This window comes from Achromobacter sp. 1014246743 (genome assembly GCF_059760725.1).
The window spans coordinates 1-15471 of the sequence record NZ_JCBANA010000062.1 but is presented as its reverse complement, the minus strand read 5'-3'; the positions used below and the strand labels follow the sequence as shown (position 1 = coordinate 15471).

The 15471-nt window shown below is 65.9% G+C and carries 12 protein-coding genes; all 12 read right to left on the bottom strand.

Translation table 11 applies throughout. The features are described 5' to 3' along the window. Positions 1-227 precede the first annotated feature (227 nt). Positions 228-1922, bottom strand: a complete 1695-nt coding sequence (locus AC6LJ2_RS22815; RefSeq protein ID WP_445657065.1) for an ABC transporter ATP-binding protein — start codon at positions 1920-1922, stop codon at positions 228-230. Next, complete coding sequence (locus AC6LJ2_RS22810; RefSeq protein ID WP_263913519.1) at positions 1919-3427, bottom strand: ABC transporter permease subunit; 1509 nt, start codon at positions 3425-3427, stop codon at positions 1919-1921. Before AC6LJ2_RS22810 ends, AC6LJ2_RS22815 begins: the two co-directional genes overlap by 4 nt. A 5-nt stretch (positions 3428-3432) precedes the next feature. After that, a complete protein-coding gene (locus AC6LJ2_RS22805; protein WP_263913518.1) occupies positions 3433-4410 on the bottom strand; it encodes an ABC transporter permease in 978 nt (325 codons plus the stop codon). Beyond that, positions 4407-6644 carry an ABC transporter substrate-binding protein gene (locus AC6LJ2_RS22800; RefSeq protein WP_498152245.1) on the bottom strand — a complete coding sequence of 746 codons (2238 nt, stop codon included), beginning with the start codon at positions 6642-6644 and terminating at the stop codon, positions 4407-4409. The genes AC6LJ2_RS22805 and AC6LJ2_RS22800 overlap by 4 nt, the downstream gene beginning before the upstream one ends. 91 nt (positions 6645-6735) lie before the next feature. Next, positions 6736-7392 carry a thermonuclease family protein gene (locus AC6LJ2_RS22795; protein WP_498152244.1) on the bottom strand — a complete coding sequence of 219 codons (657 nt, stop codon included), beginning with the start codon at positions 7390-7392 and terminating at the stop codon, positions 6736-6738. Positions 7393-7497: 105 nt separating this feature from the next. Further along, the gene (locus AC6LJ2_RS22790; RefSeq protein ID WP_263913515.1) at positions 7498-8505 is read right to left on the bottom strand and encodes a magnesium and cobalt transport protein CorA; all 1008 of its coding nucleotides are present in this window, start codon (positions 8503-8505) and stop codon (positions 7498-7500) included. Positions 8506-8606: 101 nt separating this feature from the next. After that, entirely contained in the window at positions 8607-10703 is a 2097-nt protein-coding gene (locus AC6LJ2_RS22785) for an ATP-dependent helicase (protein ID WP_498152243.1), read from the bottom strand. 161 nt (positions 10704-10864) lie between these two features. Further along, positions 10865-11356 (bottom strand): DUF3304 domain-containing protein, encoded by a 492-nt coding sequence (locus AC6LJ2_RS22780; protein ID WP_263913513.1) that lies wholly within the window; start codon positions 11354-11356, stop codon positions 10865-10867. 83 nt (positions 11357-11439) lie between these two features. Then, on the bottom strand, positions 11440-11991 hold the full coding sequence (locus AC6LJ2_RS22775; protein WP_263913512.1) for a DUF3304 domain-containing protein: 552 nt from the start codon (positions 11989-11991) through the stop codon (positions 11440-11442). 2 nt (positions 11992-11993) lie between these two features. After that, positions 11994-14135, bottom strand: a complete 2142-nt coding sequence (locus AC6LJ2_RS22770) for a phospholipase effector Tle1 domain-containing protein (RefSeq protein ID WP_263913511.1) — start codon at positions 14133-14135, stop codon at positions 11994-11996. After that, the gene (locus AC6LJ2_RS22765; RefSeq protein ID WP_263913510.1) at positions 14132-14998 is read right to left on the bottom strand and encodes a DUF4123 domain-containing protein; all 867 of its coding nucleotides are present in this window, start codon (positions 14996-14998) and stop codon (positions 14132-14134) included. Before AC6LJ2_RS22765 ends, AC6LJ2_RS22770 begins: the two co-directional genes overlap by 4 nt. Next, positions 14991-15471 (bottom strand): DUF2345 domain-containing protein (locus AC6LJ2_RS22760; RefSeq protein WP_498152242.1); only part of this gene is annotated, 481 nt, incomplete at its 5' end. The genes AC6LJ2_RS22760 and AC6LJ2_RS22765, both read right to left, overlap by 8 nt.

Below are 15471 nucleotides of genomic sequence, written 5' to 3'. Positions count from 1 at the left end.
CGGTGGTACGGGCAAGGCGCGCTGCGCGCGCAGTTGCTCGTGACGGTCCGACGGGATGTCGGGGGAATCGCTGGCCGACCTGACGCCAAGGCGGGGTGACGTGTGCGCGACGTTCCGGGCGGCGCGGGGCCGGCGGTATCGGAACGTCGTTTTTCGCGGATTTCGAATCGACAGTATCGCACGACACCGCCGCCCCCTCGCCCGCCGCGGCGCGAAAGGGGCGGGTTTCAGTCGGCGGACAGGGGCCCGAATTGCAGGCGTGGCACGGCGTCGAGCAGCCGCCGGGTCATGTCCTGGCGCGGCGCGTGCAGCACGGCGTCGGCCTCGCCCAGCTCGACGATGCGCCCGCCTTCCATGACGGCGATGCGGTCCGCCAGGTACTCGACCACGCCGAAATTGTGCGTGATGAAGAGATAGGCGATGCCCAGTTCTGCCTGCAATTCGCGCAGCAGGTCCAGGATCTGCGCCTGCACCGACACGTCCAGCGCCGAGGTCGGCTCGTCGCAGATCAGCACCTTGGGCTCGACCGCCAGGGCCCGCGCGATGGCGATGCGCTGGCGCTGGCCGCCCGAGAATTCATGCGGATAGCGCGCCAGCGTGTTGGCCGGCAGGCCGACCCGTTCGATCAGCCGGGCAGCATGGGCCGCGCGATCCTGCGCGCTCATGCCGCGGCGCAGGGATTCCAGGCCTTCGTCCAGGATGTCGCCCACCCGCATGCGTGGATCCAGCGAGGCATAGGGGTCCTGGAACACGATCTGGATGTCCTGGCGCAGACGCTGCAAGCGGCTGCGGTCGGCCGAGAGCAGGTCCTGCCCTTGCAGCATGGCGCGGCCGGAGATGTTCGCGCCGTCGATCAGGCGCAGCAGCGCCTTGCCGGTAGTGGTCTTGCCGCAGCCCGATTCGCCCAGCAACGCCAGCGTTTCACCGGCGCGCAGCGTGAAGGTGACGCCATCGACCGCCTTGACCCACGACACCACGCGGCGCAGCGGCCCCTTGCGCACGGGGTAATGCACCTTCAGGTCCTGCACGTCCAGCACGACACCGGGGTCGCGCACCCGGCGGCGGGCGGCGGCCGGGTCCAGCGCCTGTGCGTCGCGGCCAGGCTGGCTGAGCGGCACGCCGCGCTTTTCGAAGGTCGGAATGGCGTCGAACAGCTGGCGCGCATAAGGGTGCTTGGGCGCGCGGAAGAATTCCTCCGCGCTGGCGCTTTCGACGATTTCGCCGCCGCGCATCAGCGCCACGTGATGGGCGACGTTCTTGACCACGGCCAGGTCGTGCGTGATGAGCAGCACGGCCATGCCCATTTCCTGCTGGATGTCGGCCAGCAGATCAAGCACCTGCGCCTGCACGGTGACGTCCAGCGCGGTGGTGGGTTCGTCGGCGATCAGCAGCAGCGGTTCGGCTGCCAGGGCAATCGCGATCATGACGCGCTGCTTCTGGCCGCCGGAGAACTGGAACGGGTAGTCGTCCACGCGCCGTTCCGGCTCGGGGATGCCGACGCGCCGCAGCCAGTCGATGGCCCGCGCCCGTGCCGCAGCGCCGCGCAGCGGCGTGTGCGTCACCAGGGTTTCGATGATCTGGTCGCCCACCCGCATGACGGGGTTCAGGCTGGTGGAGGGCTCCTGGAAGATGATGCCGATGCGCCCGCCGCGCACGCCGCGCATGGCGCTTTCGGGCAGGCGGTTCAGGTCTTCACCGTCCAGTTCGATCTGGCCGCCGACGATGCGCCCGGCATCGGGCAGCAGGCGCAGCAACGCCAGCGCCGTCATGCTCTTGCCGCAGCCCGATTCGCCGACCAGGGCAAAGGTCTGGCGCTGCGAGATGGCCAGCTGCAGGCGCTTGACCGCATGCGTCATGCCGCTTTCGCCGGCGATGTCGACGTCCAGGCCCTGCACGGCCAGCAAGGGGGTGTCGTGCGTCACGGGGCGTCTCCGGGCTTGGATGAGCGGGCGTCGGCAGCCAGCACGGCGTCGGGGCGGCGGCCGAACAGGCCCAGGCCCGGCAGGCGGCTCGGCTTGTAGCGGCGGGTGCGCGGATCGAAGGCGTCGCGCACCGCATCGGCGAACAGGTTGGCCGCCAGCACCAGGGCCAGCATGAAAAGGAAAGCGGTCAGGAGATTCCACCAGATCATGGGATCGCGCGACATCTCGAGGCGCGCGCCATCGATCATGGAGCCAAAGGAATTCATGCTGGGGTCCACGCCGATGCCCAGGTAGGACAGCACGGCCTCGTACAGCACCAGCCCCGAGAATTCGAGCACCACGGTGATCAGCACGAGGTGGGCCACGTTGGGCAGCAGGTGGCGCGTCATGATGCGCCAGTGCGACACGCCGAAGGCCCGCGCCGCCTGCACGTATTCCAGCTCGCGCAGCTTGAGCGTCTCGGCGCGCAGCAGCCGGCACAAGCCGGCCCAGCCGGTCAGGCCCAGGATCATGCAGAGCAGGAACAGGCGCAGGTCGGCGCGCGCGGCCGAGGTATCGAACAGGTCGGCGTGGTTGTCGATGTAGACCTGCATCATCAGCGCGCAGGCCGCCACCAGCAGTACCCCGGGAATCGAGGTGATGGTGGTGTAGAGGTATTGGATGGCGTCGTCGACCTTGCCCTTGAAATAGCCGGCCGCGATGCCGAACACGATGGCCGGCGGCAGCATCGCCAGGGTGGTCAGGCTGCCGATGACCAGCGCGGTGCGAATGCTTTTGAGGGCCTGCCACAGCACGTCGTTGCCGATGCGGTCGGTGCCCAGCGCGTGGTAGCCGGTGGACAGCCCCGCCAGCGCGCCGCCCGCCAGGCACAGCAGCGTGAAGGTGATGGCCATGGCGCGCCAGGGCACATCCGAATCGCCGCCGAATAGCGCCTGCGCCGCGGCAGAAGCGCCCGCGCGCCGGGCCAGCCCGGCGAACAGCAGGCCTGTGCCCGCCAGCGCCACGGCCAGGCCCGCCGCCAGCCCCAGGCCCAACCGTCGGGACAGGTCGCCGGCATGATCGCGATCAGGGTCGGCCAGGTGCGTGCCCGCGGCACGCAGGCGCGGAAAATCGCGTACCGGCTTGTCGTCGACCAGCAGGGTTTCCTTGGTGAACTGGCGCACGGCCAGCGGACTGGAATAGGTTTTTTCCGGCCGCGTCAGCACCGAGCCGCTCAACAGGCCGTCCAGCGCCGACTTGACGGCGGGCGCGTAGACCGGCGGCGCGTCCGCGGCCGCGCCGGGAGCGGGCGGCAGCAAGGGGCGGTAATGCACGGAATCCAGCAAGCCGACCACCGCAAACGCCGCCAGCACCACCGCGGAACACATGGCCGGCGTGTCGCGCGCCACGCGCGCCCAGGTGGAACGCAGGTTCGGGCTGCGGCGCACCCGCCAGGCGTAGGCCAGCGCACCCAGCACCATCAGCCACAGCGCAATATCGGTCCAGAGGAATACGAATTGGGGCATGGCGGCTACTCGAATCGGACGCGGGGGTCAGCCAGCGTGTAGGAAATATCGGCCAGGATCAGCCCCACGATGTACAGCGACGCCCCCAGGAAGACCATGGCGCGCACGATGGAGAAGTCCTGCGCGTTGATGGCGTCGATGGTGTAGCTGCCCAGTCCGGGGATGCCGAAGAAGGATTCGGCGATCAGGCTGCCCATGAACAGCAGCGGCAAGGCGGCCACGGTACTGGTCAGGATGGGCAGCATGGCGTTGCGCAGCACGTGGCGGAACAGCACCACGCGTTCGGCCAGCCCCTTGGCGCGGGCGGTGCGCACGTAGTCCTTGCCGATTTCTTCCAGGAACAGGGTGCGGTAGAAGCGCGCTTCGGGACCCAGCCGCGACACGATCGCCACCAGCACCGGCAGCGCCAGGAACTTGACCATGTCCAGCCCGCCCTCGAAGCCCGAGAACGGCACCAGCCGCAGCACCTTGGCGAACAGCCACTGCCCCGCGATGATGTAGAACAGGCTGGAGATGGACAGCAGTATCACGCAGACCACCACGCCCCAGAAGTCCAGCCGGGTGGCGCGAAAATACACCAAGGTCAGCGAGAACACGATGCTGGCGAACAGCCCCAGAAAGAAGGTGGGCACCGCCAGCGCCAGGCTGGGGCCCATGCGGGTCTGGATTTCGCGGCCGATGTCGCGGCCGCCGTCGGAGCGGCCGAAGTCCATCACCAGGAGCGGCACCGAACGCTGGTAGAACACGGTGTCGGTCAATTGGGCGGAACCGCTGGCCTTTGTGTTGTAGAACAGCGGCTTGTCGTAGCCGTGCTCGACCTTCCATTTCTCGACCGCGTCCTGGCTGATGCGCTGGCCGCCGATGGCCAGGCGCGCCATGTCGTCGGGCGTGTTCACCGCGAAGAACAGGATGAAGGTGAACAGGTTCACGCCGATCAGGATCAGCACGCCATACAGCAGCCGGCGGATGATGTAGCCGATCATGATTGATGCTCCTTGCGCGGACCGTGGCCAAACGCGGTCTGTCGTTCACGCCGCTTGAGCGCGAGGTACGACGGCCAGATCGCCAGCGCGATCAGCAGCGCGAACAGGCCCACCGGCCACCAGATGGGGGAATTCCATTCGTCGATCTTGCGCTCGCGCAGGGCCGGGTCGATCTTCATGTACTGCAGCGTGTTGCGCACCATCTGGGTGGGCTTGGCGTTGCCGACCCACTGCTGGTAGGCGCCGCCCGACATCGGGAAGTAGCCGAACATCCAGGGCGCGTCGCGCTGCACGATGGCGACCATGCGGGCGATCAGGGCTTCCTTTGCGGGGCCGTCATCCAGGAACTTCATCTGCTCGAACAGGCGGTTGAATTCGGGGCTGTCGTAGTTGGCGGCGTTTTCGCCGCCATCCTTGGCCTTGGCGTTGGGGCCGTAGAGCAGGAACAGGAAGTTCTCGGCGTCGGGGTAGTCGGCGTTCCAGCCCCACAGGAAGATCTGCGCCGAACCGCGCCGCATCTTGTCCTGGAAGCGGTTGTAGTCGGTGGCGCGCACGTCCATCTGCACGCCGATCTTGGCCATCTGGCGGCGCATCCAGTCGAACGCGGGATTCGAGCCGCCCCCTTGCATCGAGTCGTAGTACAGCACCAGGGGCGCACCGGTCACGGCGTTGCGGCCATCGGGGTAGCCGGCTTCGGCCAGCAGGCGCCTGGCCACGTCGACCGACTTGCGCACCGGCTTGCCGTCGACCAGGTCGTAGACCACCGGGTTCACGCCTTCGGGCGGCTCGCGGTAGCCCAGCACGCCGGGCGGCACCGGGCCGTAGGCCACCGACGCCTGGCTGTTCTCGAACACCGCCACGTATTCTTCCCAGTCGAACGCGATGCTGATGGCCTGGCGCAGCTTGCGGTTCTTTTCGGCCTGCTCGGGCGTGTCGCCCTTGCCCACCACCGGATCGAGCCAGTTGAAGCCCATGTACCAGTTGGCGGTTTCGACCGTGGTGGGCAGGCGGATGCCGTGTTCCTGGTATTTGCGCGCCTTGTCCTGGCTGTCGCCCGCGGCCACCAGCATGGCCACGCCGTACTCGCCGCGCTCGATCTGCGGCACGTCGTAGTAGCCCTGCATGAACTTGCCGGTCAGCGGAATGGCCTCTTTTTCGACGCTGAACACGGCGCGGTCGATGAAGGGCGTGGGCTTGCCGCAGTCGGCCAGCAGGCCGGCCGCCTTGTCGCCGGGCTCGCCTTCGCAGGGATAGGGTTCGCCGTGGAAGTTGGGGTTGCGCGCCAGCACGTGGCGGCGGTTCTGCAGCGATTCGGCCAGCATGTAGGGGCCGGTGCCGACGGGCCAGGTGTTCAGCGACAGGTCGTGCTCGGCCATGCCGGGCTGGTTGTAGAAGCGGTCGGCTTCCCAGGGCACCGGCGCCGTGAAGGTCATGGCCAGCCAGTACTTGAATTGCGGGTACTTGCCGTTGACGCGGATGCGCAGCGTGTGGGGGTCCAGCGCCTGTACGCCCGTGAAGCCGTCGGGCTCGCGCAGGTCCAGCCAGGAAGCGCCCGCGCCGCCGGGCAGGTCGCGGCGCAGCGCCTGGTCGCGCTGGCGCAGGCGGTCGCCATAGTCCTTCAGGCCGCTGACGTATTCGGCCATCAGCGAATAGATGGGCGACACCACCCGTGGGCTGGCCAGGCGGCGAAAGGCGTAGACGTAGTCGTCGGCGACCAGCTCGCGCGTGCCGGTGCGGGGAAAGTCGGGAATGGCGTATTTGTCTTCGAGGTCTTCCGGCGACAGCGGGAAGTAGTCGTAGCTGCCGTCGGTCTTGCGGGCAAAGGCCGGGTGCGGCGCGAAGCGCACGCCGGGCTTGATCTTGATGTCGTAGACGCTTTCGGCGATCTGCTCGCCCGGCGCGTCGGCCGGCAGGACCTTGCCCTGCGCATCCAGGTAGACCGGCGGGTCAATGGACGCCGCGGCCCGGGGAATCAGTTCGTAGGGCCGCTTGAGGTAGTGGTACCCGTAGAGCGTCTCATAGATGCTGTAGGTATAAGGGGTTTCGTCGCCGGAATAAGAGCTGGCCGGGTCCAGGTACTTGGGCGAACGCTTGACGAAGGCGGAATACAGGGTGTTCTGGCCTTCGGCGCCGGACGGGTACGGGCTGTTGATGGGGCTGCTTTCCTGGGAGCAGCCCGCCAACGCCAGCAACAGCAGCATGGCCGCCGCCCAAAGCCGCTTCAAAGCAAGCATGGAAACCTTTCCTTCTATTCAGTGCGACAGAGAATAGCAAAGGTGCCCCTGCCCCAGTACCCAGGCATCCCCTTAGGGTTCTGCCGGGGGGTCAGCCGCACTGGCGCTGGCGCCAACAGTCGTAGCGCCACTTCCAGGGTTGCACGGGGTCCTTGCCCGCCCACAGGCCGCGGCCGGCGGCCTTGGCCTGGCGTTGCAGGCCGGGCATGGCCTGGTCGTGCAGATAGGCGCCCTGGCGGGCCGTGTAGGCCCAGGCGTAGCCGGCTTCGACCTGCAGGCGGTTGGCCGAGCGGCCATCTTCCAGGATCAGGGCGCACACTTCGCGGCCGTACTGGTCTTTTTCGTAGCACTGCGCGGTCAGGGTCTTGCCGGCCACCAGGTCGGCCAGGTTCTTGCGGGCGGCCTCGGCATAGGGCTGGCCGGGCTGGTCGGCGCCATGGCCCTCTTCGGGCGCATCGATGCTGTCCAGGCGGATGCGGCGTTGGCCGTCGGGCACGCGCAGCGTGACGGTATCGCCGTCGGCCACGTTGACGATCATGCCGGTCAAGGTATAGCTGCCGCTCGGCACGCCGCCTGCGGGGGCTGCCCCGGGTGTGCGTTGGGAGGCCGGCGCACTGGCGCCGGGCCGCTGGCCGCCCTGCCCCGACGGCTGCAGCCAGTTGACGATAGCGCCGGCCGCGGCCAGGACCAGGGCGACGATCAGGGCGGTCAGCTTGCTGGCGCCGCCAAAAGGAGATTTGCCGCGCACGGGCCGGGCTCCGGATAAAGAAACGAGAGGCAGTGTGCCACAAGCCCGGGCGGCGCAGGCAAGGCGCGGCTCACCCGGCGCCGGCGCCCTGCCGGCCTGGCAGGTCTAGAGCCAGCCCGACTTGCGGAAACGCCAGTACAGGAAGGAACAGACCGACGCGATCACCCCCAGGGTGACGGGATAGCCATACGGGGATTCCAGCTCGGGCATGAACTTGAAGTTCATGCCGTAGATGCCGGCGATGGCCGTAGGCACGGCCAGGATGGCGGCCCAGGACGCCAGCTTGCGCGTGGTGTCGTTCTGCGCGGCCTGGCCGATCATCAGGCTGGCTTCAAACGCGAAGGCCAGCGATTCGCGCAGCGCGTTGAACAGTTCATCGACGCGCGACACGCGGTCGGCCACTTCGCCGAAATACGGCCGGGCGTGTTCGTCCACGGCCGACATCTCGACGCGCGCCAGGCGGCGGCTGATCTCGACCAGCGGCGACACCACGGTGTGGATGCGCAACAGGTCGCGGCGCTGGCGATAGAGCTTGCGGATATCGGAATCTTTCGCGCCGCGGATCAGCAGCTTCTGCTCGGCGCCCTCGACCACCGATTCGATCTTGCCGGCGGCGGCCACGTAGCGGTCCACCAGCCAGTCCAGCAGTTCGGAGGCCACGTAGTCGCTGCCGCGCTTGAGCAGGTCGGGCGAGGCTTCCAGGCGTTCGCGCAAGGGGCTGTGGCCGGCGGTGGCGCCGCGCCGCACCGTGACCAGGAAGCCTTCGCCGATCAGGAATTGGGTTTCGCCGAAGATAGGGCGTTCGGCTTCGACCTCGACCGTGATGGCCACGATGAGCACCATGTTGCCGTAGTCGATGATCTTGGGCCGGCGGTGCGGCTCCAGCATTTCTTCCTGGTTCTTGTCGCAGGCGCCCAGCTCGCGGGCCACCTGGCCCAGCAGTTCGGGGCCGGGATTGCGCAGGCCCACCCACAGCATGCTGCGGTCCTGGTTGACGTACTGGCCCACTTCTTCGATGGGCACCTCGCGCTCGCGCCGGCCGTTCACATAGGCAATGGACGCCACGACCTCGCCTTTATGCGGATCGGTGGCGACGATTTCTTCGGTAGACATAGGCATCCTCCGGCTATGCGAGCCCTTGCGGAAACAGCGTATCGGTATGGGGCGATGATAGCCCAGCGCCGCTGTTCAGCCCTGGCCGAGGCCCCCCCCTGCTAGGCGAACAGGCTGCGCACCCGCTTGGCCACGTCCACCTGCGGCGCCTGCGGCTGCCGGGGTTCGCGCGGCCCGCCCGGCAGGTCGGGCAGCTTGGGCAGGTGGTCGAACAGCGGCAGCATGGCGTTGGTGATGTAGCGGGTGCGCGACCCGTACACATGGCGGTCGCCCATGCCGGTCTGCTGGTGCACATAGAAGCGCTGCGGCACGATCAGTTGCAGGCGTTCCTTGGCGCGCGTCATGGCCACGTACAGCAGGCGGCGCTCTTCTTCGATTTCCTCGGCCGTGCCGGTGCTCATGTCGGACGGTATGCAGCCATCGACCACGTTCAGCACGTACACGGCCTTCCATTCCTGGCCCTTGGCCGAATGGATGGTGGACAGGATCATGTAGTCTTCGTCGCGCGACGGGGCGCCGGATTCGTCGCTGGTGGCATCGGGCGGGTCCAGCGTCAGTTCGGTCAGGAAACGCTCGCGCGACGGATAGCCGGCGGCAATGCGCACCAGCTGGTCCAGGTCGGTCTTGCGCACCCGGGCGTCGTCGTACAGGCGTTCGAGCTGGCCGGCGTACCAGCGCAGCGCCAGGTCGACGTCGGCCGGCCAGCGCAGGCCCGGGTCGGCGAGCGCGGCATACGTATCGGCAAACGCGCCCCACTCGGCCTGGGCCGCCGCACCCGGCTTGAATTCGCGCAGCGCACGCAGCGGCTCGGCCGACTGCGCCATGGCGTCCATCAGCTTGCCGGCGGTGGCCGGCCCGATGCCGGGCAACAACTGCGCCACGCGAAAACCCGCCATGCGGCCGCGCGGGTTTTCGGCCCAGCGCAACAGCGACAGCAGGTCCTTGACGTGGGCCGCTTCCAGGAAGCGCAGCCCGCCGAATTTGACGAACGGGATATTGCGGCGGGTCAGTTCCAGTTCAAGCGCTGCACTGTGACTGGACGTGCGAAACAGCGCGGCCTGCGACTTCAGCGTGGCCCCGCCCTCGCGCTGGGCCAGCACCTGATCGGCCACCCAGCGGGCCTGCCCGCCTTCGTCGCTGACGGTGACCAGTTCGGGCAGTTGCGACGACGTGCGGTCGGTCCAGAGGTCTTTGGCGTAGCGCTCGGTCGCCAGGCCGATGACCGCGTTGGACGCGGTGAGAATGGGCTGGGTCGAGCGGTAATTGCGGTCCAGCGTGATGACCCGCGCCGGCTTGGGAAACTGCGTGGGGAAATCCAGGATATTGCGCACCGTGGCGGCGCGAAACGAATAGATGGACTGGGCGTCATCGCCCACCACCGTCAGGCCGCGGCCGTCGGGCTTCATGGCCAGCAGAATGGCCGATTGCAGGCGGTTGGTGTCCTGGTATTCGTCCACCAGCACATGGTCGAAGCGCCCGCCGACGTCGGCGGCAATGGCCGCATCGCCCATCATTTCGGCCCAGTACAACAGCAGGTCGTCGTAATCGAGCACCTGCTGGTCCTGCTTGGCCGCCACGTAGCCGCGAAACAGGCTCTTGAGCTCGTCTTCCCACTGCGCGCACCACGGGAACACGCTGTGCAGCACGTCGGCCACCGGCGTCTGGCTGTTGACCACCCGCGAATAGATCGCCAGGCAGGTGCCCTTGAGCGGAAAGCGCGACTTGGTGGACGACAGCCCAAGCTCGTGGCGAACCATGCCCATCAGGTCTTCGGCATCGCCCCGGTCATGGATGGTAAAGGCGTCGGACAGGCCGATGCGCTGGGCGCAATCGCGCAAAAGGCGCGCTCCGATGGCGTGGAACGTACCCGCCCATGGCAGCGACGGCGCCTGCTGGGTGCCGCGCAGGTTCATGACCCGTTGCAGCACCGACCCCACGCGGCGCTCCATTTCCTGGGCGGCGCGGCGCGAGAACGTCAACAGCAGCATGCGCTGCGGGTCGGCGCCGTTCAGGATCAGGTGAGCGACCCGGTGCGCCAAGGTGTTGGTCTTGCCTGACCCCGCCCCGGCGATGACCAGCAGGGGACCGTCGTCGCCCGTGCCGGCCACGCCGAATTCGGCGGCCTCGCGCTGGGCCGGATTCAGGTCGGCCAAGGGGTCGGGACGGCTGTTGGAAGGCGGAAGGGTCGGGTCGGACATGGCGCGCGGGGCTGGCAGCCAGGCGCGGAAAGGTCGGCCTGACAACTGGTTATATATCCAGGCATCATACCAGCCGCGGGCAATGTCCCGGCGGGAGTCTGGCGGGGACGGGGGAAGAAACGAGGACGGGTAGCGCGACGGTCGCTCGGCGCCCGGACGACTCAAGGTTTGGGTTGGGTCTTTTCGATGAACTGCTTCAATTCCGCCTCGGTCGCCTCGCCGGGTGGAGGCAGTCCCGGCAAAAAGCCCACAGCGCCAGGCCCAGACGCTGAAGGCTGTACACGCACTTCACCCCCAGGCAAGAAAATCGCCCAAACATAGCCGCTATAGGAAATGTCGTAAGGCAAGACCGGCGCGTCTCGTACCGTCAACGCATCCTGCCCGCGCTCGAACATGGAATCGGAGTTCCATTCGATCCGCATCGTCATGCCCGGCACCCACTCCCTTGGCAGGGAAACACAGCAAGTGCTGGATGTGTAAGCCTGCGCACGAGCGGTGCCTGCCCACGCTTGATTGATGAAAACCGGGCTCAAGCCCTCATCCAGATAATTGACGATACCCAATCGAACAGCAAGCGCCTCGGGGGTCGGCACGGGCTGTGTCGAAGCCAGACCAGCGATCAGGCTTGAAGCGCCCAGGAACATTGCCAACATAGATCGGCGAATCAGACGGGCACTGCCGTGTAGCGACTGACCGCGTGCACGTGAACGAAGAATCCGTATGCTCGGGCGCATGCCTACTGCTTGGGTTGGGTCTTTTCGATGAACTGCTTCAATTCCGCCTCGGTCGCCTCGCCGGGTGGAGGCAACCCCAACAAAAAGCCTTCCGCGCCAGGACGAGAGCGTGATGGTTGCAGCCGCACCTCTCCACCAGGCAGAAAAATGGCCCAGACATAACCATCGTGAAACGGCTCGTATGGCATGACCGGAACATCGCGAACCAATAGATCATTCTCGCCACGATAAAACATCGAATCAGAATTCCACTCCACCCTCATTGTCATTCCCGGCTTCCACTCGGTCGCAATGGCAACGCAGCAAGTGCTGGATGTGTAAGCCTGCGCACGAGCACTTCCCGCCCATGCACGATTGATGAAGACGGGACTCAAACCTTCGTCAAGGTAATTGATGATGCCTAACCGCACGCCAAGCGTTGCGGGAATAGGCATGGACTGCGTCCAACCAGCCACAGGCTGCCCTATCAACGCCATGCAAAAGGCTAAAGAGCATCCCCAACGAAGCGAGCGAAGTCGAGTGAACAGGCTGATCAGAAAATTGATTTTCTGCATACTCAGAATCGCGGAATGGCGTTGAAGTTTATTGGCATATTCTGCAGAGCACGCTGCGTATTCTCCCGGTCCTGCTGCGCCTCCCGTTGCGCCCGAACCTGAGGATTGGCGTAGACAGAGCGCCAGCGCAAATAGCCCCATTGAGAGTAAAACTCCCGTCCACCGGCCTGCAATGGCACGGCATTGGGATTTGCTCGATAGGCAACCAACTCTGCCCGCTCTTCCTTGCTGGGCATCAGTGGCCAGGCCAGGTCAGCCCGACCGGTCGATACATATTGTTCGGCCAGCTTTTCACGCTGGTCCAGTTGCTTGAGACGATCACGCTGGATGCTCATCCACACGTCGTCATCCTTGCCCAGAGGCTTGAACCAGGCCCTTGAATCGTGCACATAATTGTCCAGAAGATCAATCACCGCGGCGACGGGCCTGCCAGGAAGGTTCCAGACGGTGCGCATCTGATCCAGCCACATCTTCTCTTTGTTGCCTCGCAATGCCAACATGACACTGTCATAGAGCCGAGCGCCTTCCGCACCCGGCATCACATTCGGGGTTGAGCTGCGTTCAAGCGCATTGTTCGCAGTCAACGTTCGAACCTCCAGCAGCAACTCGTCGTTGGCTTGCACCAGATCCTCGTAGTCCTGAGGATTGTTCGCCTTGGCCCGCAGCGCACTGGGAATGCCGCCCAGCCACTCAGGCCCGCGATCAACACGAAAGCGTCGCCAGCGCACATACTGAACGTAGTGGTTGTACATGATTCGGCGGGTCGATGATTGCCCATTGGATATGTCGCGAGTGTTCTCGACGTAAGCATTGAATGCATTGCGCAGGTTGGCCGACACTTCAAACCGGGCCTTGTCGCGAGCAGGCGCCGTGTGCAACCTCAAGGGTACGCCGGCCGTCACGGCTTCCCGATACATATCGCACAGAGGAATTTGCGACAGCTTATCGTTATCCGCCATCCCTCGGCCTTGCTCTGCAGGCTTGTAGCCGCCTCCCACGTCTGAATGCACCCCCGGATAGACGATCTCTTCAAAGCCACGACCATCAATCAAGTCCAGCGGAAATGATCCTCGCACTTCGTGCGCCCCGACCATATGGACGCAGCGAGTGACCATACTTGGAACTTCCATGTCTTCCTTGCTTGCCCACGCGCCGTGGCCGTCCCACAATTCGCCAGGCGCCGACTGTGCAATGCCGGCCGAGGCCACGGTGTCGTACAAGCCCATGAAATCGATGACCACAGGAATGCCCCCAAGGCGCAAGACGCCGTCTCCGCGAGGGGTGTAAAAAGACATTCCTTCGGGAACATCGCAGGCGTCCTTGAGCCAATTGGCAAACACCCGTGCCTCGGCCGCGCCACGAGAGAAACCAAAGATAGAGACGCGAATGCGCTCGACTTTTGGATTTGTGGACAGGTAGCCGGACAGCATCTGCCGCATCTCACGGTTACGACGCGACAACACGGAATAGCGTGCCATATTGTTCGGTCTGGCTTTATGAACGCTCAGAACTCTCCAAACTGATGCAGCCAGACCTTGGGCGCGTCGAATCGCCACGTCCGCCGCGTCACCAGGCGTTGGTCCAAAAGGAAGGGTGGCGCCCTTTGCCAGCTCTTCTATCTGCAAACCAGACATCGACATATCCGTGCTCATTTCCCGAACCAGCGCTCGCGTGTCCTGCCTTAGCGCATCTGTCAAAGTGCTATTCGGTACGAAATGCGAATACAGATGGTTCTGGAATTCCAGCAGAGCCCAATTGATGCGACCTTCTCCCCCCCATCCCGCTGCGGCTCCCGCCTGCGCATGCACGCCAGTTCCCGGATCACCCACCTTATCTACGCAAGGAGTACCCACGCCTTCGACATAGGTACGAAATCGGTGTTGGCGCGCGCTGTAACTAGGGTCTTTCTTATCGTCAAATACGTTATGCAACCTCGCCACATTCGTCTGCGTGTTGTCTCGCGCTTTGTCCGACACATACATGTTGTTGCGCGTGCCATCGAAGAAGAATCCGAAGAACAACTCGATCGAGCAGTCCGTGCCGGCCTTTTCGCCCATTTTCTGGCAGGCCTTGCGTTGCTCCTGGAAATCCAGGTCCGTGGGAATCTCGCGGCATGGGCCGGCGAAGCGGAACTTGAACGTCATGATTGCGGCTCCAGGCTGGAGACAACAGGCGTGGGTGAGGAATGGGCGGGGGCCAGCAGGCCGTGGCGGCGCAGCAGCGTCAAGGCATGGCGATAGGCCAGCGCGTCGTGATCCACGCCGCGGCGAGCCAGGCGCTGCACGCCTTCGTCGATCAGGCGATGCGCCGCGGCCGGGCGGCAGGCCAGCTCGCCGAACAGGCCGGCGCGCAATTGCACGAAGCGCAGGATGGCGTCCGGCAGGGCCCATTGCTGCAGTTGGCGCTGTTGATCCGCGTCGATCTGATAAGGCGTCGGCTCGATGGCGGGCGCGGCTGGCGGGCCGCCTTCGATCGATTGCAGTTCACCCGCGCGGTCTACGTAGGACCAGCGCGCGATGCCAGCCAGCAGGCGCTGGCGTTGCGCGGGCGTCAACACGTCGAGCAGCGCGGCCAGCGCGCGCGTGTCCGCCAGACGCAGCAGATAGGCGCGGCCATCAGCGCCGACGGCCTCGATCTGCGCGCGCAGGTGGTCGGCCAGCGGCTCCAGCGTGGCCTCACTGAACAGCAGGCTGAGCATGGGTCTACCCCGCGTCAGATCCATCAGTTTGTCGCACAGCGGCTGGCGCAGCGCGGGCACCCAGGGCAGGCGCAGCAGGTAGGGCGCAACCTCGTCCAGGCCTTCGCCTTCGTAGCGTCCGGCATAGAGCGAGCAGTAGTCTTCGGGCTCCAGCCAGCGCGCCAGCCGCGCGGGCAGCCCTGGCGCAAAGGCGGCGTCGAGCAGCACGTAGCGCTCCATGGGCTGCGGCTGGTTCCACGCGGCGTCGTACAGCGCCCGGCCCACGGCGGGGCCGGCCGGATCGATCCAGGTATCGCGGTCCTCAAGCATTCTTCACCGTCATGGCCTGGCCGCCCGCCGCGGCTTCCACGGCGCAGCTGACGCAGACGCTCTCGGGCATCTGGGGAAACGGATAGGGCAATCGGTCGGGGCCGGCAAAGCGCTTGTCGCCCGTCTTGACGTCGATGCGCCCCGGCGCGGTGACGGTGATGTTGCCGCCTTCGAGCACGATGCTGGCGCCGGCCGCCGTCGCAATGCGGATGCGCTTGGGCGCGGCGTATTGCACCGCGGTCTGTGCGCTGCCGATGGTGATGTCCTGCTGCGCCTGCACCCGCAAAATGTCGTGCTGCGCCTGCACGTCGACGTTGCCCTTGGCCGAGATCAGGTCCAGCCCCGCGTCCGCCCCGCCCTGCTGCAGGCCGGCGACGATGCCCAGGCCCTGGCCGGTGTGCAGCCGCAGCGCGCCCATCACCGCCAGGTTCTGGTCCTTGCCGGCCGACCAGTGCACGGCCTCCCCGGCCGTC